This window comes from Hymenobacter sp. YC55 (genome assembly GCF_029433095.1).
Classification (GTDB): domain Bacteria; phylum Bacteroidota; class Bacteroidia; order Cytophagales; family Hymenobacteraceae; genus Hymenobacter.
The window spans coordinates 16584-38911 of sequence record NZ_JARNTX010000006.1 but is presented as its reverse complement, the minus strand read 5'-3'; the positions used below and the strand labels follow the sequence as shown (position 1 = coordinate 38911).

General features: G+C 58.8%; 17 protein-coding genes. 10 read left to right on the top strand and 7 right to left on the bottom strand.

Features of this window, described 5'->3' with window-relative positions:
* The first annotated feature begins 74 nt into the window (after positions 1–74).
* The 5 genes from P1X16_RS26125 to P1X16_RS26105 all read left to right on the top strand — a co-directional run bounded on the left by P1X16_RS26125 (position 75) and on the right by P1X16_RS26105 (position 11128).
* Entirely contained in the window at positions 75–2564 is a 2490-nt protein-coding gene (locus P1X16_RS26125) for a glycoside hydrolase family 95 protein (RefSeq protein WP_277235299.1), read from the top strand.
* Between the two features lie 47 nt (positions 2565–2611).
* Positions 2612–3568, top strand: coding sequence for a glycoside hydrolase family 43 protein (locus tag P1X16_RS26120; RefSeq protein ID WP_277235296.1), 957 nt, complete (start codon positions 2612–2614; stop codon positions 3566–3568).
* Positions 3569–3715: 147 nt separating this feature from the next.
* A complete protein-coding gene (locus P1X16_RS26115; protein ID WP_277235295.1) occupies positions 3716–6439 on the top strand; it encodes an ATP-binding protein in 2724 nt (907 codons plus the stop codon).
* Positions 6440–7016: 577 nt separating this feature from the next.
* A complete protein-coding gene (locus tag P1X16_RS26110) occupies positions 7017–10145 on the top strand; it encodes a T9SS type A sorting domain-containing protein (protein WP_277235294.1) in 3129 nt (1042 codons plus the stop codon).
* 383 nt (positions 10146–10528) lie between these two features.
* Positions 10529–11128, top strand: coding sequence for a BLUF domain-containing protein (locus P1X16_RS26105; RefSeq protein ID WP_277235293.1), 600 nt, complete (start codon positions 10529–10531; stop codon positions 11126–11128).
* A 99-nt stretch (positions 11129–11227) separates the two neighbouring features.
* On the opposite strand, the gene P1X16_RS26100 is transcribed toward P1X16_RS26105, so the two are convergent.
* The 4 genes from P1X16_RS26100 to P1X16_RS26085 form a co-directional block, all read right to left on the bottom strand.
* A complete protein-coding gene (locus P1X16_RS26100) occupies positions 11228–11488 on the bottom strand; it encodes a hypothetical protein (protein WP_277235292.1) in 261 nt (86 codons plus the stop codon).
* 413 nt (positions 11489–11901) lie between these two features.
* Positions 11902–12945 (bottom strand): DUF1259 domain-containing protein, encoded by a 1044-nt coding sequence (locus P1X16_RS26095; protein ID WP_277235290.1) that lies wholly within the window; start codon positions 12943–12945, stop codon positions 11902–11904.
* Between the two features lie 365 nt (positions 12946–13310).
* Complete coding sequence (locus P1X16_RS26090) at positions 13311–14123, bottom strand: DUF2490 domain-containing protein (protein ID WP_277235288.1); 813 nt, start codon at positions 14121–14123, stop codon at positions 13311–13313.
* Between the two features lie 99 nt (positions 14124–14222).
* Positions 14223–15068 carry a chromate resistance protein ChrB domain-containing protein gene (locus tag P1X16_RS26085; protein WP_277235286.1) on the bottom strand — a complete coding sequence of 282 codons (846 nt, stop codon included), beginning with the start codon at positions 15066–15068 and terminating at the stop codon, positions 14223–14225.
* A 188-nt stretch (positions 15069–15256) separates the two neighbouring features.
* Between P1X16_RS26085 and P1X16_RS26080 the strand changes: the two genes are divergently transcribed.
* Complete coding sequence (locus P1X16_RS26080; RefSeq protein WP_277235284.1) at positions 15257–15685, top strand: transcriptional repressor; 429 nt, start codon at positions 15257–15259, stop codon at positions 15683–15685.
* Positions 15686–15742: 57 nt separating this feature from the next.
* Here the strand turns inward: P1X16_RS26080 and P1X16_RS26075 are convergent, their stop codons facing one another.
* From P1X16_RS26075 to P1X16_RS26065, 3 genes are all read right to left on the bottom strand, one after another.
* Complete coding sequence (locus P1X16_RS26075) at positions 15743–16690, bottom strand: zinc-binding dehydrogenase (protein ID WP_277235282.1); 948 nt, start codon at positions 16688–16690, stop codon at positions 15743–15745.
* Positions 16691–16804: 114 nt separating this feature from the next.
* The gene (locus P1X16_RS26070) at positions 16805–17542 is read right to left on the bottom strand and encodes an SDR family oxidoreductase (protein WP_277235280.1); all 738 of its coding nucleotides are present in this window, start codon (positions 17540–17542) and stop codon (positions 16805–16807) included.
* Positions 17543–17593: 51 nt separating this feature from the next.
* Positions 17594–18484 (bottom strand): helix-turn-helix domain-containing protein, encoded by an 891-nt coding sequence (locus P1X16_RS26065; RefSeq protein WP_277235278.1) that lies wholly within the window; start codon positions 18482–18484, stop codon positions 17594–17596.
* Positions 18485–18657: 173 nt separating this feature from the next.
* On the opposite strand from P1X16_RS26065, the gene P1X16_RS26060 reads away from it, so the two are divergent.
* The 4 genes from P1X16_RS26060 to P1X16_RS26045 all read left to right on the top strand — a co-directional run bounded on the left by P1X16_RS26060 (position 18658) and on the right by P1X16_RS26045 (position 22302).
* Positions 18658–19581: a helix-turn-helix transcriptional regulator gene (locus tag P1X16_RS26060; protein ID WP_277235276.1), complete on the top strand. Its 924-nt coding sequence runs from the start codon at positions 18658–18660 to the stop codon at positions 19579–19581.
* Positions 19582–19692: 111 nt separating this feature from the next.
* Positions 19693–20733: an NAD(P)-dependent alcohol dehydrogenase gene (locus P1X16_RS26055; RefSeq protein WP_277235274.1), complete on the top strand. Its 1041-nt coding sequence runs from the start codon at positions 19693–19695 to the stop codon at positions 20731–20733.
* Positions 20734–21062: 329 nt separating this feature from the next.
* Complete coding sequence (locus P1X16_RS26050) at positions 21063–21260, top strand: hypothetical protein (protein ID WP_277235272.1); 198 nt, start codon at positions 21063–21065, stop codon at positions 21258–21260.
* 58 nt (positions 21261–21318) lie between these two features.
* Positions 21319–22302 carry an aldo/keto reductase gene (locus P1X16_RS26045; RefSeq protein ID WP_277235270.1) on the top strand — a complete coding sequence of 328 codons (984 nt, stop codon included), beginning with the start codon at positions 21319–21321 and terminating at the stop codon, positions 22300–22302.
* The last annotated feature ends 26 nt before the right edge of the window (positions 22303–22328 follow it).

The window sequence follows — 22328 nt, the reverse complement described above, 5'->3', positions numbered from 1 at the left end:
ATGACGTTCTAGTAGGTCTCCAAATACATTCTAACGCTGCACTCTTTCAAGAGTCAGCGCCCATCCCACCACTTATGAGGACACTCCACTGGTCGGCCAGAGCCTCTTTGCTGCTGCTTTGCTGGGCAACCACCCTAGGGGCAGTGTCGGCTAAATCGAAGCCTACCCCCCTGCGGCTGTGGTACGATAAGCCCGCCGCCAACTGGAACGAGGCCCTGCCGCTCGGCAACGGCCGCCTGGGGGCCATGGTGTTTGGCGCGCCTCAGCGCGAGCGGCTCCAGCTAAACGAGGAAACCATCTGGGCCGGCGGCCCCAACAACAACGTGAAAGCCGACGCCCTGCCCGTGGTGCGGCAGCTCCGCGAACAGCTACTAGCAGGGCAACTGGTAGAGGCGCAGGCCCTGGCGCAAGCCAAGATGCAGCCCGCTGGCAACAGCGGCATGCCCTACCAAATGGCGTCAAATGTGTACCTCGACTTTCCGGGCCACGACAACGCCACGCACTACCAGCGCGACCTAGATATCAGCCGGGCCGTGGCCTCGGTTAGCTACGAGGTGGGAGGGGTGACCTATCGCCGCGAAGTATTCAGCTCCCTGCCCGACCAGGTGATTATCGTGCGCCTCACGGCCAGCAAGCCGGGCCAAATAAGCTGCCAGTTGAGTGAGGAAAGCCTGATGCAGTACACCCGGCACGCCGAAAAAGACCAACTGGTGCTAGATGGCCGCGGCAGTGAGCACGAAGGCCAGGAAGGCCAAATTCGCTTCCAAACGCGCGTGCAAGCCGTGGCCGAAGGCGGCACCGTGCAAACTACGGACGCGGGCATCCGCATAGCGGGCGCCAACAGCGCCACGCTCTATGTCTCCATCGGCACCAATTTCAATAACTACCACGACGTGAGCGGCGACCCAGCTGCGCGGGCCACGACCTACCTAGCCGCCGCCGTGCGCAAGCCCTACAAGCAGGCCCTGGCCGACCACGTAGCGGCCTACCAACGCTACTTCAACCGCGTGACCCTCAACTTAGGTGTCACGCCCGCCGCGCAGCTTCCTACCCCCGAGCGTATCGCCGGCTTTGCGCAGGGCCACGACCCCGCGCTGGCGGCTTTGTATTTCCAATATGGCCGCTATTTGCTCATCAGCTCGTCGCAACCGGGCGGGCAGCCGGCCAACCTGCAAGGCATCTGGAACGACCAACTCAAGGGCCCCTGGGACAGCAAGTACACGGTGAACATCAACACCGAAATGAACTACTGGCCCGCCGAAGTCACCAACCTGACCGAGCTGCACGAGCCGCTGTTCGGCATGATTAAGGACCTGAGCGTGACCGGCCAACAGAGCGCCCGCCAGATGTACGGCGCCCGCGGCTGGGCCCTGCACCACAACACCGACATCTGGCGCATCACCGGGCAGGTCGACCCGCCGCAGTACGGCCTCTGGCCCATGGGCGGCGCCTGGCTGAGCCAGCACCTCTGGGACCATTACCAGTTCACCGGCGACCAGCAGTTTCTGCGCACTTACTACCCTGTACTCAAGAGCGCAGCTACTTACTTCGTCGATGCCTTGCAGGAAGAGCCTACCCACCATTGGCTGGTCGTAGCGCCTTCAGTGTCGCCTGAAAACACCTATCCGCTTCAGAGCAAGCAGATTGCGTTGGTAGCTGGCACCACCATGGACAACCAGCTGGTATTCGACCTGTTTTCGAAAACCATCCGGGCCGCCGAGCTGCTTCAGCTAGATAAACCCTTCGCCGATAGCCTGCGCACCCTGCGCGAGCGGCTGCCCCCCATGCAGATTGGCCAATACGGGCAGGTACAAGAGTGGCTGCAAGACGTGGACAACCCCAAGGACCAGCACCGCCACATTTCGCACCTCTACGGGCTGTACCCGAGCGGGCAGATTTCGCCCTACCGCACGCCCGCGCTGTTTGAGGCTGCCCGCGTGACGCTCACCCAACGCGGCGACGTGTCTACGGGCTGGTCGATGGGATGGAAGGTGAACTTCTGGGCCCGTATGCAGGACGGCAATCACGCCTACAAACTGCTCACCGAGCAGCTGCGGCTGCGGAGCAGCCAGCCCGGCGGCGTGAGCGAAGGCGGCGGCACCTACCCCAACCTGCTCGACGCGCACCCGCCGTTTCAGATTGACGGCAACTTCGGCTGCACCGCCGGCCTAGCCGAGCTATTCGTGCAGAGCTACGATGGCACCCTCGACCTGTTGCCCGCTCTGCCCGATGCCTGGCCCACGGGCGAGGTAACCGGCCTCGTGGCCCGCGGCGGCTACGTGGTAGACCTAGCCTGGAACAAAGGCAAAGTGACGCGCGTGCGCATCACCTCGCGCCTCGGCGGCAACTGCCGCGTGCGGGTGCACAGCGCGGTAGCGGCAGCCAGCGGCTTGAAGCTGCGGGAGGCGCAGGGCGAAAACCCCAACCCGTTTTACCAAACCCTACCCGTTAAGGCGCCGCTGGTATCCAGCAAAACCACGGCTAAGCAGCCCACGCTGGCGCCGTCGTTCGTGTATGATTTTCCCACCCAAGCCGGCCAAACTTATTCCTTAAAAGGCCGCTAGCTCGGCGGCTCTTTCCTACCCCGCCTCCCTAGCTACAACCTAGCCCTATGAAAAATACCTTGCTCGTCGCCCTGCTGGCCCTCGGAGCTTATCTGCCTGCGCAGGCGCAAAACCCGATTATTCGAGACGTGTTCACAGCCGACCCGGCGCCGCTGGTGTACCGCGACACGCTGTTTCTGTACACCGGCCACGACACGGCCTCGGTGAAGGAAACGAACTACAAAATGCCCGACTGGCGCATCTACTCCACCACCGACATGGTGCACTGGAAAGACTACGGCACGCGCCTTTCGCCCCGTACTTTCTCCTGGGCCACTGGCGATGCCTACGCGTCGCAGTGCGTGTATCACAAGGGCAAGTTCTACTGGTTTGTGGCCACCTTTCACAAGAAGGACGACAATAGCCAGGGCGGCGCGGCCATCGGCGTGGCCGTGTCGGACCGCCCTACGGGACCGTTTAAGGATGCCATCGGCAAGGCGCTTATTGTCAACGAGATGACCAAGGACAAGCCGCACGCCTGGGACGACATCGACCCCACCGTGTTCATCGACGATGACAAGCAGGCCTACCTGTACTGGGGCAACCTAAGCTGCCGCTGGGTGAAGCTCAAGGACAACCTGACGGAGCTGGCTGGCCCCATCACGGTGCTGAATATCAAGAACTACATCGAAGGCCCCTGGGTGTACAAGCGCAAAAAGCTCTACTACCTCGTGTACGCCTCCGCCGGCACCAAACCCGAAATGATAGAGTACTGCACGGCCCCGAGCGCCACCGGCCCCTGGACCTACCGCGGCATCATCCAGGAAAACGTGCCGAACAGCTTCACCACCCACCCCGGCATTATAGACTACAAGGGCAAGAGCTACTTCTTCTACCACAACGGCTCGTTGCCCACCGGCGGCAGCTACCGCCGCTCCATCTGCGTGGACGACCTGCACTACAACGCCGACGGTACCATCCAGAAAATAGTGCAGACGACCAAGGGGGTAGCGCCGGTAAAGTAGCGCCTGTTGCTTACGCGCTTGCGCAGTCATGCGCGCAACCATTATCGAACAGCCCATGCCCCCATCCAAGTGTCTTTGCTACGGCATGGATGCCAGGAAATACCTAGGAGGTTGGGTTGACAAGAATGAAATAAGGAAAGCCTCAACATGAAACGAATCCTTCTTAGCATCCTGCTGACAGGCGCAGCCTTAGGCCTGAAGGCCGAAGACGGCCACCAACTCTGGCTGCGTCCGCACGCGGCCACGCCGGTCACGGTGGTTGCGCCTGCTACTAACTCGGTTTTGCTTGCTACCGCCAAGCGCGAGCTTCAGCAAAACTGGCATGGCAACGCCGGCGCCACCGTAACGCTAAGCCTTAAGAAGGACAAGGCTATCAAACACGACGGGTTTCGCCTGAGCGCGCAGGGCGTGCAGGCCACTACCGAGCGGGGAATTCTATACGGAGTGTTTGAGCTGCTGCGGCGCCAGCAAACCGGCCAGGCCGCGCAAGATGGCCTCTCCAACCCTTCTTACGAGTACCGTCTGCTCAACCATTGGGATAACCCCGATGGGTCGGTAGAGCGCGGCTACGCCGGTAAATCCATCTTCTGGCGCAAAGACAGTTCGTTTGTAACGACCAGCCGCGACAAAACCCTGTGGCAGGAATACGCCCGTGCCAACGCCTCGGTGGGCATCAACGGTGCCGTTATCAACAATGTAAACGCCTCGCCGCTGATTTTATCGGCTGAATACCTAGGCCGCACGAAAGCTATTGCCGACGTGCTGCGGCCGTATGGCGTGAAGACCTATTTAGCGGTAAAGTTTTCGTCGCCAGTCCTGCTGGGTGGCCTAAAAACGGCTGACCCACTGGACCCAGCCGTCAGGAAGTGGTGGCAGGCGAAGGCAAAGGAGATTTACCAACAGATTCCAGACTTCGGCGGCTTCCTGGTGAAAGCCAGCAGTGAAGGCCAGCCCGGCCCGCAGGACTACGGCCGCACCCACGCCGACGGCGCCAATATGCTGGCCGAGGCCGTGCGGCCCTACGGCGGCTTGGTGATGTGGCGGGCCTTCGTGTACAGCCCCAACGATAAAGACCGCGCCAAGCAAGCTTACAATGAGTTTGTGCCCCTCGATGGCAAATTCCGCGACAACGTGATTGTGCAGGTGAAAAACGGGCCCGTCGATTTTCAGCCCCGCGAGCCGTTTAGCCCGCTCTTTGGGGCGCTGAAAAAGACCTCTGTGATGCCTGAGTTTCAGATTACGCAGGAGTACCTAGGCCACTCTATTGACCTAGCCTTTCTCTCGACCATGTGGGAGGAGTGCCTAGGTAGTGACACCTACCAAGCGGGCCCCGGCAGCACGGTGGCCCGCTGCACCGATGGTAGCGTATACCCGCAAAAGCACACGGCCATGGCCGGCGTTGCCAACACAGGCCTAGACAGGAACTGGACCGGCCAGTACTTCGGCCAAGCCAATTGGTACGCCTTTGGTCGGCTGGCCTGGAACAACCAGATGAAAAGCGCCCAGATTGCCGACGAGTGGTTGAAACTGACTTTTGCCGGAGCTACCGGCTCGGCGGCCAGCGCCACCACGGCCCCCGAATGGATTACCAACTTTCTGGCGCCGATAACGCAGCTGATGCTGGACAGCCGGGAAGCCGTCGTGAACTATTCTATGCCCCTAGGCCTGCACCACATTATGTCGGCTACCCACGACCACTATGGTCCCGGCCCCTGGTGGGCACCGCCCAAGATGCGTGCCGACTGGACTCCGCCTTACTACCATCAGGCCGATGCCAAAGGGGTGGGCTTCGACCGTACCACTGCGGGTAGCAACGCCGTGAGCCAGTACTACGAGCCGCTGGCCACACAGTTTAACAACCCCGCTACCTGCCCCGACGAGTACCTGCTGTGGTTTCACCACTTGCCTTGGGACTTCAAGATGAAAAGCGGCCGCACGCTCTGGGATGAGCTAACCCTGCACTACGACGACTACGAGCACGTGGTCGACTGCTGGCGGCGCTGGGGCGCGGGTCAGTTGCAGGAGCCTTTCGAATTACGCCTGCGCACGCCTGCGGGTTCAGACCAGCATTTGTGCGTCACGCCTCACCGGCTGGTGGGTGCGGACAGCCAAACGCAAATCGGGGGCATGATTGAGGACATTACAGCCACCAAAATCATGCTCTGGCACGCCGACAAATACAATTCCAAGAAGAACACGACCCTGGAAATACTCTCGCATGATTTGGCTGGGCCGTTCACGGTGCTGCAGCAAATGAGCGACTATTTTCATCAGGCCGTTGCCCCACTGGCAAACCCCGAACTCACGGGCATGATCGAGCACATGCGCGTATTGTGCCGCGATAGTGTCAACCTGATCCGCGACTTCATCGATCAGGAATTTCTGGACTCCGTGAATGTGGAGCTTAAGCGCGAGCGAGTGGACTTGGTGGAAAAGCTGCGGTTGGTGCTCGAGCAATACCAGAGTTCAACCCAGTATTTGGGCAAGCGTTTTGTTTTCGAGCCAGCTGAAGCGCCCCTGTACGTGACCCTGGACCAAAACAAGTTTATGCAGGTTGTCAACAACTTGCTCGGCAATGCCCTCAAGTTTACGCCCGATGGGGGCACGATTACGGTACGCGTGTGGGCATCGGAAGACCAGGCAATAGTGCAGGTAGCGGACACGGGCATCGGCATCCCGGAGGCGCTGCAGGCCGGTCTGTTCGAGAAGTTCACCAGCGCCCGGCGGCCCGGTTTGCGGGGGGAACGTAGCACGGGCTTGGGCATGTCTATCATCAAAACTATTGTCGAACTGCACCAAGGCCACATTCATTTCACGAGTGCGGAAGGGCAGGGTACGACGTTTACCATTGAGCTACCGCTCAATTCATAAGAGGCTGGCTAGCCACGCCTAGCCAGCCTCTTATTAGCGTAGATATCTTCCAAGCGTTGTTTTCTGAAACGGACAATTGCGGTCGGCAGCGCAAATACGGTGTGCATGACCACTTCCACCTCGGCCAGTCCTCCGTCGGGCAGGATGACTTGCAGCATCAAAACCAAGATGGCTAGCTTGGTTAGGCACGCCTAGGCGAAGTCCACAGTCGGATTAGGGTAGCTGCTGGAGATAATCGGTGCGGAACTGGCGCAATTCGACGTTGTCTTTAGTTAACCTCAGTCCTAAGGGCAGGGGAGAGCATGCATAGCAATAAATAGGGGGCACTGGCTCCTTGCAATAACCCCCAAATTATACTGCAACTACAGTAGAGTTAAGAGTTGTAGACAATCCATACATGCCAGATATTTGATATACTGGCTCGGCTACCATGACCCCGTAGAGAGTTCCTTAAGTTGCTGGCTACTTACCATAGGCTATTTCATTACCAGGACGTTAGCCCCCATCACCCACGCGGTTAGTAATCCGGCCTCGCGTGTTTTGTACTCCTCGATCTTCACCTTCTTTCCTTTTTGCTATGAAACTATCCTTTACCTCCTTACTACTCGTGGCCGGCTGGCTTTGCGGGTCCACCACGCAGGCCCAAGTGGCGCCCGCTCGCACGCCTCAATCCTTGCAGCTCGCGGTACCCGCGGGTGCGCCAGTGCTACGACATACTGCTTATCCACTAGAAGTAAGGCCAACGAAACGCTTGCCGTTAACCCAGCCTGGCGCTTCCCGTCCCAGCCAACGCCAAGATCAGGCCCGCACGGTCACTACCGAAGCCGTCACCCAAGCCGGAGTTGCCGTTATTAATTATCAACCTGCCCCAGGGTTTTACTTTAGCTTGGTTGATCGGGTGGTGGACGGGACCGGCAACACGTACTTGACCGGCTTGTTTGGGTCGACTTCTGGGCCCACAACCGGACCTTCCGCCAATACCGATTTTCTGGTTGTAAAGTATTCGCCCAGCGGTCAGCGACTTTGGGAACGGAGCTACGACAACTACAACTTATCGCTCGGTACTTCTAGCGACGACCGACCCGTGGCGTTGGCTGTGGATGCCGCTGGTAACGTTATCGTGACGGGTTCAACGAGTACCTATGATCGGCGTGTCGCGCGCGCCTTCGCTGGCTTTCTTACCCTCAAGTACACGCCTCTTGGGGACCTAGCCTGGATCCAGAACATGCAGGGAGCCCGGGTGTCGTCGATACTAGACTTGGCCGTTGACGCAGCTGGCAACGCATACGTGGAGGGAAGTTGGAGTTCGGATTTTACTACGTTTGTTTTTCAGCGCGTTACGATGAAGTATTCGCCCTCGGGGCAGCAGCTTTGGTCGGTGATGCGACCAGAGACTGAGCTAGGCGACACCCAGCGGCTGGCCGCGGATGCTAGCGGGGGGGTGTGCCTGTACGGCAATTATACCATCAAAAAGTACGCGGGGGTCAGCGGTCAACTCCAGTGGACGGTGCAAAGCACCAGCGACATCAACGATCTACGGGTGGATGCCGCCGGCAATGTGCTGACTACCGGCACGGCGGCAAACAACTACGCGACTGTGAAGTATGCGGGCGCCAGCGGTCAGCGGCTTTGGGAAGCAAATTACGACGGCCCAGCCCATGCCAGCGATGTCGCAACGGCCCTCAGCTTTGATGCCGAGGCTAACGTAGTTGTGACGGGCAGCTCGCAAGGAGACAACACCAACCAAGACTTTGCCACGGTCCGCTACGATGGAGCCACGGGCCAGCAGCTGTGGGTGGCTCGCGCGAATGGTTCTGCCAACGGCGCAGATGCCGCAACGGCACTTGTACTCGACCGGGCCGGCAACGTGTACGTAACCGGCCGCTCGGCTAGTAGCAGAGGAGACAACGACTTTAGCACTGTTAAATACACGTCTGCCGGGCAGCAGCAGTGGCAAATAGGCTACAATGGCCCCAACAACAGCAATGATGTGCCCACCACTATTGGGCTGGATATAACCGGTAACGTGTACGTGGGAAGCGGCAACACAACCGTCACGTATGCGCAGAACAGCGTACAGGAGGGGTGGGCAGCCCGCTTCAAAGGCACGGGCAGCAGTGCCGAAGTAGCCAAGTATGTAGCAACCGATGCGGCGGGTAACGTGTACGTGACGGGCTACGCCTACAACGGGCGCAATTACGACTACGCGACGGTGAAGTATGATGCCAACGGGCAGCAGCAATGGGAGGCGCGCTTCAACGGCCCGGCTGACAACGAGGACTTGCCTACCAACGTGGTAGTCGATGCCGCGGGCAACGTGTACGTCTCGGGTACTTCCTACAGTGCCACCGAGAGCGACTACGCCACCATCAAGTACTCGTCTACTGGCCAGCAACTGTGGGTAATGCGCTATAACGGGCCCGCCAACGGCTATGACTTAGCTGCCAAGGTGGAGGTCGATGGAATAGGCAACGTGTACGTGACCGGCTCTTCGGATAATGGCAGCACCAGCAGCTACGACTACGCCACCCTCAAGTACAATACCAACGGCCAGCTGCTTTGGGCCACGCGCTACAATGGCCCGGCCAACAGCTATGACCTGGCAGCGGACCTAGTAGTTGACTTGGCTGGTAATGTGTACGTGACGGGCACGACCTACTCCGATGCGCAAAGCGACTACGCCACCCTCAAGTATGCGCCTAGTGGCCAGCTCCTCTGGCAACAGACCTATAACGGCCCGGGCAACGGCTACGACGAAGCAGCCAAGCTGGCGCTGGCCGGCATGCAGGAAACTAGTGTTGTGGTGACGGGCACTTCTGACGGAGGCAGCAGTACGGGCTACGACATGGGAACGACGGCCTACCGAACGAGTACGGGTCAGCCGCAGTGGAACTACCGCTACAATGGGCTTGGCAATGGCGATGATGTGGTGGCCGACCTAGCGGTGAGCCGCGACGGCAATGCTGTTGTGGTAGGCACCTCCTACAGCAGCACCGGTGCCGACTATGCCACGCACGTGCTGGCCAACGGGCAGCTGCTGTGGCAGGCCTGTTACAACGGAGCCGACAACAGCTACGACGAGGCCAAAGCAGTGGCCGTGGATGTTGCTGGCAATGCCTATGTAACGGGGCTCTCGTACAACGCCGACGGCACCAACGACTACGCCACCGTCAAGTACGGAGCCCTCGGCAACGGGGAAGTACGCTGGACTGCCCACTACGACGGAGCCGGCAGCTATGATGAAGCAGCGGCTATCAGGGTAGACGCGAGCAACAACGTATACGTGACCGGCTACTCGCTAAGCCCTGACACCGGCTACGACTTCGCTACGCTCCAGTACGGCCAAAACAACGGCGGTGGCCCGCTGCCCCTGACAACAGCACCAACAACCAGCAGCGCGGTAATAGCCAGTGCGCCGCTCACGGTTATGGCTCCGAGCAGGGAACTGCAAGAGTTGGCGGTGTACCCAAATCCAGTGGCCGGCGCAGCCAAAATTAGCTTCCGCCCGGTGCTGGACGGGGCCGCACAGGTGCAGCTCTACAATCAGCTAGGCCAGCAGGTGGCTACCTTGTATGAAGGCACCGTGCACAAAGGCCAGTACTACGAATTGCCTTTGGCTAGCCAGAAGCTACCCGCAGGCTTGTACACTTGCTCTTTGCTGGTTGATGGGCAGCGCCAGACCGTACGGGTGCTCGTTGCTCACTAGCCTCTGAGCTTACTTGTTGCCTCAGGTTCTTGGGTGTTCTTGCCTTTCGCTTGTTCTCCGAGGACAAGCAACCGGCCTCTTTGTCCACAACATTTGCCAGGCACAGCATTTCATCTGTGGCTTTAGTGTACACCGCCACATTTAGGCAGTTTCTTCGGAGAAGTATGGGTTTGTTGAACTCAAAACGAGCTATGACTATAGTGCCCCTTCACTACCTGCGGGCAACTGATGCTCTTTGCAGAGCGGGTATAATTGCCTTCTTTTTAAGCTCGGGCTTTATGGGCCAGGAGGAGTACACACGTTGTCCCTCCTGGCCTGCCGGTAGCTCGGCCGTAGCCGCCCTGTTGGCAAGAGGGCCGTATAGGCTTGTATAGCAAGCTCCTATGAAACAAGAACCAGACGAAGCATACCGCCGGCGGGCTTTGGCCTGGGCCCTCACCCTAACTGAGGAAACATATTTGGCCCCCGGGCCCGACGAGCAGGAGCACTTGGAGCGCTACGTGCGAGGTGAGTTAAGCCTAGTCCAGCTGCTGACGCTCTCCGAGCAGCGAGTGTACCACGTGCTGTATCGCAGCCAGGCCCGCTACCCTTTCCACGAGGCACAACTCAACGACTTGCTCGACGAGTCGCGGACCTACAACCAGCAGCACGACATTACAGGCCTGCTCTGCTACAGCGACGGCTTTTTCGTGCAGGTGCTGGAAGGGTCCGAAGAAGCCGTGCAGACGCTCTACGCCAAAATCCAACACGACAAGCGGCACCAGCATGTGCGCACGCTTAGTCGGGGACCCGGCCCGCTACGCTGGTTTGCCGACTGGCGTATGGCGTATGTGCATTCCACGCCGCTGGAGATGTATTGGCTTATCAGCTACCTCGAAGCCCGTCAGCAGCAACTCGTCGTACCCCAGGTGCCCATCACCGAGCCGCACCTGCTTACGCTGCTCGACGCCTTCCAACACTTGGGCACATATCGGTCCCGCTAACCACGCCATGGTAGCTGAAATTGACCCAACCCAATGACAAGTAATAGGCTAGTACCCTCTGTAAGGGAGACGTCGCGAAGCAATTTTCTATTGCTAGTGCTACGTGGGCGAAACCTCATCACTAGAATCTAAATCGAGGGAAGAAGCAATACGCAGCGTGTGCACCGGCCGGATAGTAGAACGTGGCGCGAAGTGCACAGCGCAATACGAACACTCGGGCCAGCCGAGCGGATTACCCGGCAATCGATACTCCAAGGCAATGCTTGAGGCTACCTGACATGCCGGATGGGAGTGATACACATCACTAATCCCGATGCCGCGGTGGCGGGAGTGGAAGGGGTACCCGGTATACATTGCCATTCTGCTATAACGGGCCCCTAACTGCTCAGGTTGGCTGATTGTTCCATGGCATGTTCAGGCCCAGGCAGAATGCAAAATATACATGTGCTTAGCAGTACAGTAAACACGCATTTAAGTTGATGCCTATGGTTGCCGAAGCTATATATCGGTCAAGCAAAGTCTATTCCTTCGCCACTAGCATAAAAGATGGAGTATGGTAGACAAATCAAGCGAGGAAATTAACCAATAGGTTAGGTTGAAAACTCTCTGCTCAAGGCTGGTACCAAGCGTTTGCCCTGGCAATAATGGTTGTGGAACCGAGGCTGCTCACACGTGAATAGTAGTATGGGCGGCCCCCCGATTGTGCGTGAGGCGGCTGGTACAAGGTCATTTGCCTGAAAAATACTTTCAGGATGAGTGGCTCGGCGTAGCGCTTAATGCTTCATGTTGCCCATGCCGTGGGTTTGGTTGGCTTTACCGAGTTGGTTGAGTGCAGCGCGAAATCCGGTGGCTAGCTGCGGCGCCGGACCACGACCGTAATAGTGCAGAAACACCATGCGGGGCTGGTCGAAGAGCATGTGGTTGTGCAAGGCCACTACCTCTAGGTTGTGGGCTCTCAGCGCTTTAATGACTGGGTTCACTTCCGCCTCCAGCATGGCAATGTCGCCAGCGATGTGCGCGTCGGCTTGCTTGCCGGCAAATGCGGCCCAGGAGTTCAGGCCGATGGCGGCAGTCATTTCCGTGTTCATCATAACTACTTGCAGGTCGTCGCGGCCAACGGTGTATTTGTAGGTGGGTCCGTTCACTGCCCCCTGGTAACCCACTATCTTGTCTAAAGCGGACAGGTCGAAGAGTTCTTTGCCCGTGGGGGCCGCGGTGCTAGCCGCGGGCGTGCCGGTGTTGCCAGTGGCCGCGCTAGGCGCCGTTGCGGATGCGGGCTGGTTGGCTGGCAATAGCTTGGAGTTTTTCAGAGTGGCGGCAAACTGGCGGGCCAACTCGGCCGGGCTGCCCATGCCGTGCACGTGCATGTAGAAGATGCGCGGCTCTTCGTAAAAGAAATGGTTGTGTACGGCCCCAACATCCAGCCCGTTGGCGTGGGCGGCATCCATTAAGGGAGCCACTTCTTCCTGAAGCAGCACCGTGTCGCTCATCAGCATGGCCGACTTCCCGTCGAGTGTGTACTTGATGGCCACCCAGCCACCAAAACCGAAGGAAATAGGCACCGGCTCGCCTTTGAGCTGCATCTTCAAGTCGTTGCGCGGCAAGCTGACCACGTGCGTGGCCTGCGCTTCGTTGTAGGCACCTTTCTTGCCCAGCGCCGCATCGATTGCCGCCCGGTCGGCGGCCGTCAGCGGCGGGGTCTTGCCGTTAGCGGTTATGGCAACCGCCGCGAGAGTAGTGGCAGGGTGCAAGAGGGAGGTGGCACCCAACAGGGCAGTAGTACGTAGCGCGTCGCGGCGGGAAGTCAAGAAGCTCATGGCGGGTGGGAAAAGAAGCGAAATGAAGTGGCCGAACACTCGGTACAGTTGTGATACGTAACTGCTACTTAAGCCAGGAGCGCACCACTTGATTGGCACGTGCCTGGTTCAACTATAGCTCGCGTCGTAAAGTAGCAGACCTATGGCCAATTACTGCTCGGCCTTTGGGTAATTATAGCACAGGCTAACCGAAATGGCCCAAAAACTAGCCACTCGCACGTAGCCACTTCATAACTCAAAATCCTTAAAGGTGCGCCCTAGGAAGCGGTGTGGTGCGTCAACACAGCGGGACTGGCAACGCGTGGCGTGGGTACGGCAGCTTGTTTTGCTGAATACTGCTAGCTGGTCTTGGCTTAGGCAAAGCCTTATTTGGGAGGTAAAGTGCCGGCGGGCGCCTCCACTTCTCGGCGTAAATCCAGGTTGTGGAAGAAGAATAGCCGAATGGTATGCTGGTTGCGGTACGTGGTGCCGGCGGGCAATTGCTGGAACAGGTGCATGTAGCCAGCGTGTAGCTGCGCGTGTTTGTTTACCTGATACACCACCCCCGCGAAGGCGCGGTTTTGGTCGAAGTAGTTGTAGCGCACCTCCTTGCCCAAGTTGACCATCAGCTCGTTGTTGAGTAGTAACTGCCAGCCTCCAGGCTCGAATTTACGCTTGGTCAACGGCACAAACAGGGCTAGGTTGTAGCGGGCGCGCCAGTTGAAGTCGAACTCGTCGGCCCGTTCGTTGCGCTCGATGTGGCGACGAAACCGCTCCTCTAAACGCACCCACTGCATCAGCCGGGCCTGGGGAAACTTGGTAAACCACTGCACCTGCTGCCAGGGCCGGTGCTCGGCTTGGCTGATGGTGCGCGCGCCGTCGGGGAAGTGGTGCACGTAGGCGTAGCCACCGGTTAGGCGCACGTCGTCGGTGAGGTAGTAGGTCAGCCCCACCCGGGCCACGGACTGAAACTTGGCTTGTACAAAATCGTCGTGCAGACGCAAGTGCAGGTCGGTCCAGGTACCCCAGCGCGGGGAAAAGCGCGTTTGGTTGAAGTAGCCCACCCAGGTCTGGCGCTCCTGCACAAATTGCTTTTGCGCCCGCACGGGCAGCCCAACAAGCAGCAGGCACACGAGGCCCACTACTCTAGGGTACCACGAGTTGCCGGCGGCTACGGAAGAAAAACGGGAATACGGCATAGAAATAGGAGGCAGCAGAATGAAAGTGCTGCCTCCCGCCGCAATGCTAGGACCCGCTTGCCCGGAAAAATAGAACAGATTTTTCCATTGGTAGAATCTTTACCTCGACGCTCGTTTTTTGCGGTACGCCGCTGGGCTTTGCCCCAGGTGCTGCTTGAATATCCGGGTGAAGTGGCTCTGATCCGAGAAGCCCGTCAGGTACGCAATTTCCCCAACCGAGTAGGCCGTCGTGTCGAGTAGGTGTTGGGCTTTGTCGATGCGCAGCTTGCGGATGTACTCGCCGAAAGAGAGGTTATCGAAGTAGCGCCCAAATTCGCGGGAAAGGTAGGTGGGGTTCACCCGGAGCGTTTCGGCTACCTCGGTCAGGCGCAGCGCTAGGTTCGTATCGAGGTGGTCTTGAATTAGCTCGCGCAACTGCACCGTCCACGTGGGAGGGGTAGCGTTGCGGTCCTGTGTGCGTTGCAGGTAGGCCGTATAGACCTGCAGCAGCAATTGCTCTTCTGGCTGTTGGGTGTGCGACTGGCCCTGCAAGTGCTTGGCCCAGCTGTAAAGCGCATCGTAGAGCACTAGGCCCTGCTGGAGCAGTTGCTGGTCGTCTGGGAGATTATAGGCCAGGCCGGCCGAAATGGCCCAAAGGCCCGCGGCCTGCTGGGCAAGGGCGTGGTTGTCGGTATCGGCCCCGCGCACAATGGGAGCCAAGGCCAGTAAAGCCGGGTCGCGGAGCTGATACTTGCGCAAGAAGTAGTCGAAGGTACACTCGGCACCGTAGTGCGTGAACTCCACGCCCGGCACGTCGAATGGAATAGCGCCCGTGCGCTCGGCTGTGGGCACAACCTCCTCGGCGGGTACGTAGACGATGTCGGCGGTTGGGTCGATAAAGCGCAGAATCAGCCAGGGGCAGGCCAGGCGGTCAATCTTGGGACGCTCGCGGGTAATCCATTGCATAGTTCAGAAAACGTCTTTCCTCTTGTACGACTGGGACGAAGCTAGCCTGTTTCGACAATACGCACCTTGAAAGGAACCACTGTTTCGCAAAGTGAGGCCGCCGTTGCAACTTCGCTACTTTTGTAGGTGTTGATCTGCTATTCGGAACCGCTCAATCTTTGCCCCTCTATTTCTTTTAGCTGCTCGCTATGGCCTCCACCGACCGCATTGCGCAAACGCTCACTCGTCACTCACTCCGCCAAACTCCCGTCCGCCGGGCTGTTCTGCAGATTCTGGCTGATGCGCAGTTTGCTTTGTCGGGCAGTGACATCGAGCGACTGTTGCCGCCGGATACGGACCGCATTACGCTGTACCGAACGCTCAAATCATTCGAGGAAAGCGGTTTGGTGCATCGGGTGATTGACGCCACTGATGTTATTCGGTATGCCGCCTGCTCGATTGAGTGTAGTGCCCATGCGCATTTCGACAATCATGTGCATTTCAAATGCACCAACTGCCAGCACATCTACTGCCTAAATCAGGTAGCTATTCCACCGGTAACGCTGCCGGATAAGTTCGAGGCCAAGAGCCGCGACTACCTGCTGGCCGGCTTATGCCGCGAATGTCAGCCTGCTTAAAGGAAGATTGTAGCTGCTCAGAGACGCAGCCCTTCGCTTGCTGAGCATTGCCGCAACTCAGAAAAGCAACACCACTTTCCCCTGCGTCTGCCGGGATTCTAAGTCGCGGTGCGCCGTCTGGGCTTCGCTGATTAAGTAAGTCTGCACGGGTAAATGCAGCTTGCCGGCCTGGAAATAGCCTAGTAGTTCCCGGGTATACTCCCCAATCCTTGCCATCTCGGCAAAGATGGTGTAGCCCCGTACCACCTGCGTCTGTCCGATAAGCTGCTGCGCTGTGAACTGCGTGGGTTCACCGCTGGCAGCGCCATACACCACGGCGGTGCCACCCGCGCCTAAGGCTAGCAGGGCCTCAGTGCCTACTTTGCCGCCCACGGCATCAAAAGATGCGGCCACGCCCTGGCCATGGGTCGCGTCGCGCACCTGCTGCACCCAGTCGGCATCGGCGTAGCTTACTACGGCATCGGCTCCGCTAACTCGCGCGGCCACTTTTTTAGCTTCGCTGCCTACGGCGGCAATCACACGCTGGCCTCGGTTTTTGGCTACCTGCACCAGCAAGGAGCCCACGCCCCCGGCCGCCGCCAGCACCAGCACCGACGGGTAATTTCCCGTGTTGAGCAAGCCCACTGCCGTTGGGCCCTGCGCCAGCAGGGCCGTGGCTTGCGCGTCGCCTAGCTTTGGCGGCAACAAAAAGACCTGTGCGGCCGGGGCCACGGCATACTCGGCGTAGCCGCCACTAGCCAGCATGGCCATCACCCGCTGACCAACTTGCACCGTCGTTACCCCATCTCCCAACGCCTCAACAACCCCCGCCACCTCGTAGCCCGGCACGTAGGGCAGCGGCAGGGGCGTTAAATTGCTGCCTTTGCGCTGCCAGATGTCGGCGTAGTTGACCCCGGCGGCAACTACCTTAATCAGCACCTCGCCAGCCCCCGGCCGGGGCGTTGGCAAGTCAACGAGCTGTAATACATCGGCGTCACCGTGTTCAAAAAATTGTACTGCTTTCATAAATGCGTTGCTCTAAACCGGATCTATCAGTCGGCAGCTTACTGCCAGCCTTTTGGCTGCTGTACTGCCGGTGGTTTTGCTTTCCCTGGGCTTACTTCACCTCGTTAGCTTGGTTTACCAAGGAATTTCGCCGGTTTCGGGGTTGTATTCTTCACTGAAAAACTTGCCGGTCGGACCATCGGCGCCAATTAGGGCATACTTGGCAATCCGGGCGCCGGCTTCCTGCACAGTACCAGTGCCGCGGTGGTGGTTGAAGTCGGTAGCAACAAAGCCCGGATCTACCGCATTCACTTTAAAGGGCGTGTCGCGCAGCTCGTACGCCAAATCAATGGTGTACATGTTGAGGGCCGACTTGGAAGGATGATAAACGGCGCCCTTGTGCGCGTAATACTTGTAGGTCGGGTCGCTATGGAGGGTGAGCGAGGCTTGGCTTGAGCTGACGTTCACAATCCGCGGCTCCGGCGACTGCCGCAGCAAGTCGATAAAGGCCTGCGTGACAGCAATCACGCCAAAGTAGTTGGTGTCGAACACCCGCTTGAAAGCGCTCAGGTCGGCTTCGAGAGCCGACTGCGGCATGCCGCCATTGATGCCGGCATTGTTGACGAGTGCGTCGAGAACAGTGGTTTTCTGGCCTACTAACTGGCGGGCCGCGGTGACGGAGGCGTTATCTGCTACGTCGAGCTGGATAGGTTCTACCTCGGTAAGGCCTTCCGCGTGTAGTTGCGCTACGGCTTGCCGGCCCTTTTCCAGGTCGCGGCTGCCTAGGTATACGTAATAGCCCTGGCGTACTAGCTGGCGGGCGGTTTCCAAGCCTATGCTTTTGTTGGCTCCGGTGATGAGTGCTTTTTTCATACGGCAAAGCTACCGGGGCTACTCGGCGGGCTTGCAGCACATCCTGCGGTATCACGGGTACATTTCCCGGCTGCTAGCCCGAAACTCGGCCGGGGTAAGGCCGGTTTCGCGCTTGAAGAAGCGGCTGAAATAGGAGGCATCAGCAAACCCAAGCTCGAAGGCAATTTCCTTGACCGACTGGTGGGTATGAAATAGCAGGCGCCGGGCTTCCAGCACCACGCGCTCCTGAATATGGGCAATGGCCGGCTTGCCGCTCTGCGCCTTCACCACTTCGCTTAAGTAACCAGCAGAGATATTCAGCATAGCGGCATAGGTACTTACTTCGTGTTGCTCGCGGAAGCACTCCTCGATCTTGGCCTGATAGTGCCGGAGTAGCAGCCTGTCGGCAGAGGGTTCGGTACTTGGAAACTGCTGCGTGTAGAGCCGGCTCAAATAGGTGAGCAACACCGTTAAGTGGGCAGTGAGCATAGGTTGCTGCCACTCGCCGGGGCTATTGTATTCGGCGTGAAGCTTACCGAGCGTGTCTTCCACAAAAGCCACATCCGTGGCCGTAAGCAGTAATTCATGCCCGTTCTGCAGATTCTGAAGCAGAGGCAGCTTTGCCAGGGAGGCGTGCTGCTGCAAGGCCAGAAACTCCGTGGTAAATGCCAAACTGGTTCCCCACATTGGCTGCGGCGCCTCTTTCACCATCACCTGGCCCGGGACCGTGAAGTAATAAGTGTTGTCTTTGAGCACGTAGGGCGTCATATCCACCCAGTGCCGACAGCCGCCCCGCTGCACGAATACCAGCACGTAGTAGTCCTTGCGGTGGGGGAGTAGCATGTCCGACCGGTACGCTAGCGTACCTTCCCCGCGCACCAACTGAAACATGCGGTTGCTGGTTGCTTGCTGCGGCGTTAAAGAATAAACCGGTACTTGCTGTTCAAGGTGAAGCGTAGCCATATCCCAAATCTACTTTTTTGCAGCTACAACTGCGCCCGCACTGCCAGCAGCCAAAGGGCTACTTGCGTTTTTAACTGTTGAATAGCATGGACAGCCACAAGCCGGCTACCTAGTTATATTCCCCACAGAATAGCCCTTAGCGGCTACCTCTCCACTGTTTTTCATTGCCAACCATGCTGCCGAGCGAGTCCCTCAAAGAGTTTCACCAGCACTATTTGCGGGAGCACCTGCCGGAGCTGCCGCAGCCGTTCAATGTCTTCCCCATCGCCACCGGGGTTAGCCCGCAGAGCCTGCCCTATAGTCGCCGCGATTTTTACCAAATCAGTCTTTACACGGGCGGCACCACGCACTTGCAGTACGCAGGGCACTCGCTGCAAATCGAAAGCCCAGCCTTGCTGCTCTACAACCCGCTCGCCCCGTATTCGTGCACGCCCATCACACCCCTGAGTGGCTATTGCTGCCTGTTCACCAGCGAGTTTATGCCTGGTCCCGGGTACAGCGTGCCGTGGCAGGAGTCGCCTTTGTTTCAGCTTGGCGCCAGCCCAGTCTTTTTGCTTACCGACGAGCAAGCCACCTTTCTCACCCAGCTCTTTCAGCAGATGCTGGCCGAAGTAAGCTCCACGTACCGCTACAAGCTCGATCTGCTGCGCACGCATGTGCACTTGCTGCTGCACGAGGCCTTGCGCATGCAGCCCGATTTGTCGCCGCTGGCCGATGCCACCGCTGCCAGCCGGCTGGCCACCCAGTTCCTACAGCTGTTAGAGGCGCAGTTTCCCGTCTCGTCGCCTACCCAGCCGCTGTCCGTGCACACTGCCGAGGCTTGTGCGGCTAGGTTGGGCGTGCACGTAAATTACTTGAGCCGGGTGTTGCGCGAGGCCACGGGTCGACCGACCAGCAGCCATCTGGCCTTGCGCATCACGCAGGAAGCCAAGCGGCTGTTACGGTATTCAAACTGGCCCGTGGCCGATATTGCCGAGGGCTTAGGCTTCGCCGACCCGACGTATTTCAACCATTTTTTTCGCAAGCACGCGGGTACTTCCCCAGCGGCCTTCCGGCGGGCCAGCACGGCGTTGCTGCAAGCACAGAAGGCCACCTGAGTAGGGTTTGAATGTTACAACTAGTGGTTAGGTATTCGCTGCACTAGCCGATCGGGGCGGTTAGACCTTTGCAACATTCTGTCCATCCGTTAACGCTCTACTTCCCTGCTTATGCTACCTGCCAAAGGATACGCCGCCCCTGATGCGCAAACCAATCTGGCTCCCTGGAACTTCGAACGCCGCGACCTAGGGCCGCACGACGTGCAGATCGAGATTCTCTATTGCGGCGTGTGCCACACCGACTGGCACCTGATCCGCAACGAGTGGGGACCAGGCCAGTTCCCGATGGTGCCGGGCCACGAAATGGTGGGCCGCGTGCTGGCCGTGGGAGCGCATGCCCACAAGTTTAAGGTTGGCGACCTGGCCGGTGTGGGCGTCATGGTCGATTCGTGCCGCCACTGCCCCGATTGTGAGAATGGCCAAGAGCAGTTTTGCCAAGTGAGCCCGGTGCAGACCTACAACAGCACCGGCCACGACGGGCTGCCCACCTACGGCGGCTATAGCAACCACAACGTAGTGCACGAAGACTTTGCCCACCGCATTTCCGAAAAGCTGGACTTAGCAGCCGTTGCCCCGCTGCTGTGCGCGGGTATTACCACCTATTCGCCCCTGCGCCGCTGGAAAGTAGCCCCTGGCCACAAGCTGGCCGTGGTAGGCCTCGGTGGCCTGGGGCATATGGGCGTGAAGTTCGGGGTAGCCTTCGGGGCCGAGGTGACCGTGCTGAGCACCTCCGAAGCCAAGCGGGAGGCGGCCAAAGCCTTAGGCGCGCACCATTTTGTGGTGACAACTAACTCCGAGGAAGCGGCGGCTGTGAAGGGTCAGTTTGATTTTATTCTCGACACTGTAGCGGCCGACCACGACATTAATCTGTACCTGCCCATGCTGCTTACCAACGGCACCTACATCAACGTGGGCATGCCGCTCGCCCCTTTGCAAGTGCCTTCGTTTGCCCTCGCCAACGGCAACAAAACCGTGACGGGTTCGGGCGCGGGAGGCCTGCCCGAAACACAGGAAATGCTGGACTTCTGCGCCGAGCATAATCTGGTGGCCGATATCGAACTCATTGCTATCAAAGACATTCACCCCGCCTTCGAGCGGATGCTGAAGGGCGACGTACGCTACCGGTTTGTTATTGATATGGCCACCTTGTAGCACGAAACTGTCTTGCCCTACAGCATCTGAAACCAATGGCGGCGCGGGCGCGCCGGTGGTAGTCGGTAAGAAAAGGTCCTCGTTGCAGGACAGCTTGGAGTTCCTGCCGGTCCCGAGCGCAAAACACTTTTTATACGCTAGGGCGGCCTTCGCAGCGTATTTAGAAAGGGGGTGCTCATGGCCGGGATTTGTGTTATACATCCAGGGTTTTGTGTGGCTCACCTGAGCACTACGCCCCTGACCTTTGAGGAGTAAAGCAGTAGCATCTTCTCGTTCGCCGGTTGGATCGGCGACGAGGCGGATGCGGCACCATACTGCCTCTTATTTCCATGAGAAGCACGGCAGTTGATTTTGTTTCAGCCTTCATAGGGAAGGCTGAAAATCGGGCGCGCTACGAGCAAACGCTGGCGCAGCAGTTGGCCATTACCAGAAACGGGCCTGACATCGTGGGCCACGAAAACGTGCGCCGGGCCGATGGCAGCTGCTACCAGCACCAGTACCCGCTTTACGCGACTGTTTCTCACTAACGAGGCTCCATCAAAACAGGCACAAGCACCCCACTTTCTACCTTCTTATCAGCATACCATGAACATTCTCCCTCAAGTAGCCCTGGGCAGCCAGGGACTGGAAGTACCCGTAGAAGGCCTCGGCTGCATGGGTATGACCACCCTAGCCGGCATGGACGTGTACGGCAAGCCCGACGAAGCCGAAGGCATTGCCACTATTCACCGGGCCCGCGAGCTAGGCGTGAACTTTCTGGACACCGCCGACCTCTACGGCCCGCTGCTCAACGAGCGGCTGCTAGCCAAGGCCACCGCTGGTCAGCGCGACCAGTACATTATTGCCACCAAGTTCGGCTACGAAGTCGACGACAACGAGCAGCTTACCTGGGGCTTCAACGGCCGGCCCGAGTATGTGCGCAAAGCCGCGGAGCGCTCCTTACGCAACCTCGGCACAGACTACATCGACCTGTACTACCTGCACCGCCTCGACCCCAACACACCCATTGAAGACACCGTGGGCGCTATGAGCCGGCTGGTAGAAGAAGGCAAAGTGCGCTACCTCGGCCTCTCGGAAGTGTCGGCCGATATCCTGCGCCGGGCGCACGCTGTGCACCCGCTCACGGCCCTGCAAACCGAGTATTCGCTTTTCGACCGGGGCGTGGAGGAAGACGGCGTGCTGCAAGCGGCCCGCGAGCTGGGCATTGGCTTCGTGGCGTACTCCCCGTTGGGCCGCGGGTTTCTGTCGGGCGAGATTACCAAATTCGAGGACTTTGCCCCAACTGATATTCGTCGTAATCTGCCGCGCTACCAAGGCGAGAGCTTCCAGAAAAACCTGGAGCTAGTGCAGAAAATCCAGAGCCTAGCCGCCCAGAAGCAGGTGAGCGCCGCTCAGTTGGCCTTAGCTTGGGTGCTGGCCCAAGGGGTGGTGCCTATTCCCGGCACCAAGCGCCGCCAAAACCTAGAGCAAAACGTGGCCGCCGTTAACATCGTGCTTAGCCAGCAGGAGCTAGCCGAGTTAGACGCCGTGCTGCCCGTAGGCAGTGTAAGCGGGGCAGCCTACGCTTAGTTAGCGGCCCCGTTGTTAGCCCGAAG

What these genes read in the sequence shown, in the direction of transcription:
- P1X16_RS26125 (WP_277235299.1), top strand. Translation starts at nt 75, where the DNA reads ATGAGGACACTCCACTGGTCGGCCAGAGCCTCTTTGCTGCTGCTTTGC.
- P1X16_RS26120 (WP_277235296.1), top strand. Translation starts at nt 2,612, where the DNA reads ATGAAAAATACCTTGCTCGTCGCCCTGCTGGCCCTCGGAGCTTATCTG.
- P1X16_RS26115 (WP_277235295.1), top strand. Translation starts at nt 3,716, where the DNA reads ATGAAACGAATCCTTCTTAGCATCCTGCTGACAGGCGCAGCCTTAGGC.
- P1X16_RS26110 (WP_277235294.1), top strand. Translation starts at nt 7,017, where the DNA reads ATGAAACTATCCTTTACCTCCTTACTACTCGTGGCCGGCTGGCTTTGC.
- P1X16_RS26105 (WP_277235293.1), top strand. Translation starts at nt 10,529, where the DNA reads ATGAAACAAGAACCAGACGAAGCATACCGCCGGCGGGCTTTGGCCTGG.
- P1X16_RS26100 (WP_277235292.1), bottom strand. Translation starts at nt 11,488, where the DNA reads ATGGCAATGTATACCGGGTACCCCTTCCACTCCCGCCACCGCGGCATC.
- P1X16_RS26095 (WP_277235290.1), bottom strand. Translation starts at nt 12,945, where the DNA reads ATGAGCTTCTTGACTTCCCGCCGCGACGCGCTACGTACTACTGCCCTG.
- P1X16_RS26090 (WP_277235288.1), bottom strand. Translation starts at nt 14,123, where the DNA reads ATGCCGTATTCCCGTTTTTCTTCCGTAGCCGCCGGCAACTCGTGGTAC.
- P1X16_RS26085 (WP_277235286.1), bottom strand. Translation starts at nt 15,068, where the DNA reads ATGCAATGGATTACCCGCGAGCGTCCCAAGATTGACCGCCTGGCCTGC.
- P1X16_RS26080 (WP_277235284.1), top strand. Translation starts at nt 15,257, where the DNA reads ATGGCCTCCACCGACCGCATTGCGCAAACGCTCACTCGTCACTCACTC.
- P1X16_RS26075 (WP_277235282.1), bottom strand. Translation starts at nt 16,690, where the DNA reads ATGAAAGCAGTACAATTTTTTGAACACGGTGACGCCGATGTATTACAG.
- P1X16_RS26070 (WP_277235280.1), bottom strand. Translation starts at nt 17,542, where the DNA reads ATGAAAAAAGCACTCATCACCGGAGCCAACAAAAGCATAGGCTTGGAA.
- P1X16_RS26065 (WP_277235278.1), bottom strand. Translation starts at nt 18,484, where the DNA reads ATGGCTACGCTTCACCTTGAACAGCAAGTACCGGTTTATTCTTTAACG.
- P1X16_RS26060 (WP_277235276.1), top strand. Translation starts at nt 18,658, where the DNA reads ATGCTGCCGAGCGAGTCCCTCAAAGAGTTTCACCAGCACTATTTGCGG.
- P1X16_RS26055 (WP_277235274.1), top strand. Translation starts at nt 19,693, where the DNA reads ATGCTACCTGCCAAAGGATACGCCGCCCCTGATGCGCAAACCAATCTG.
- P1X16_RS26050 (WP_277235272.1), top strand. Translation starts at nt 21,063, where the DNA reads ATGAGAAGCACGGCAGTTGATTTTGTTTCAGCCTTCATAGGGAAGGCT.
- P1X16_RS26045 (WP_277235270.1), top strand. Translation starts at nt 21,319, where the DNA reads ATGAACATTCTCCCTCAAGTAGCCCTGGGCAGCCAGGGACTGGAAGTA.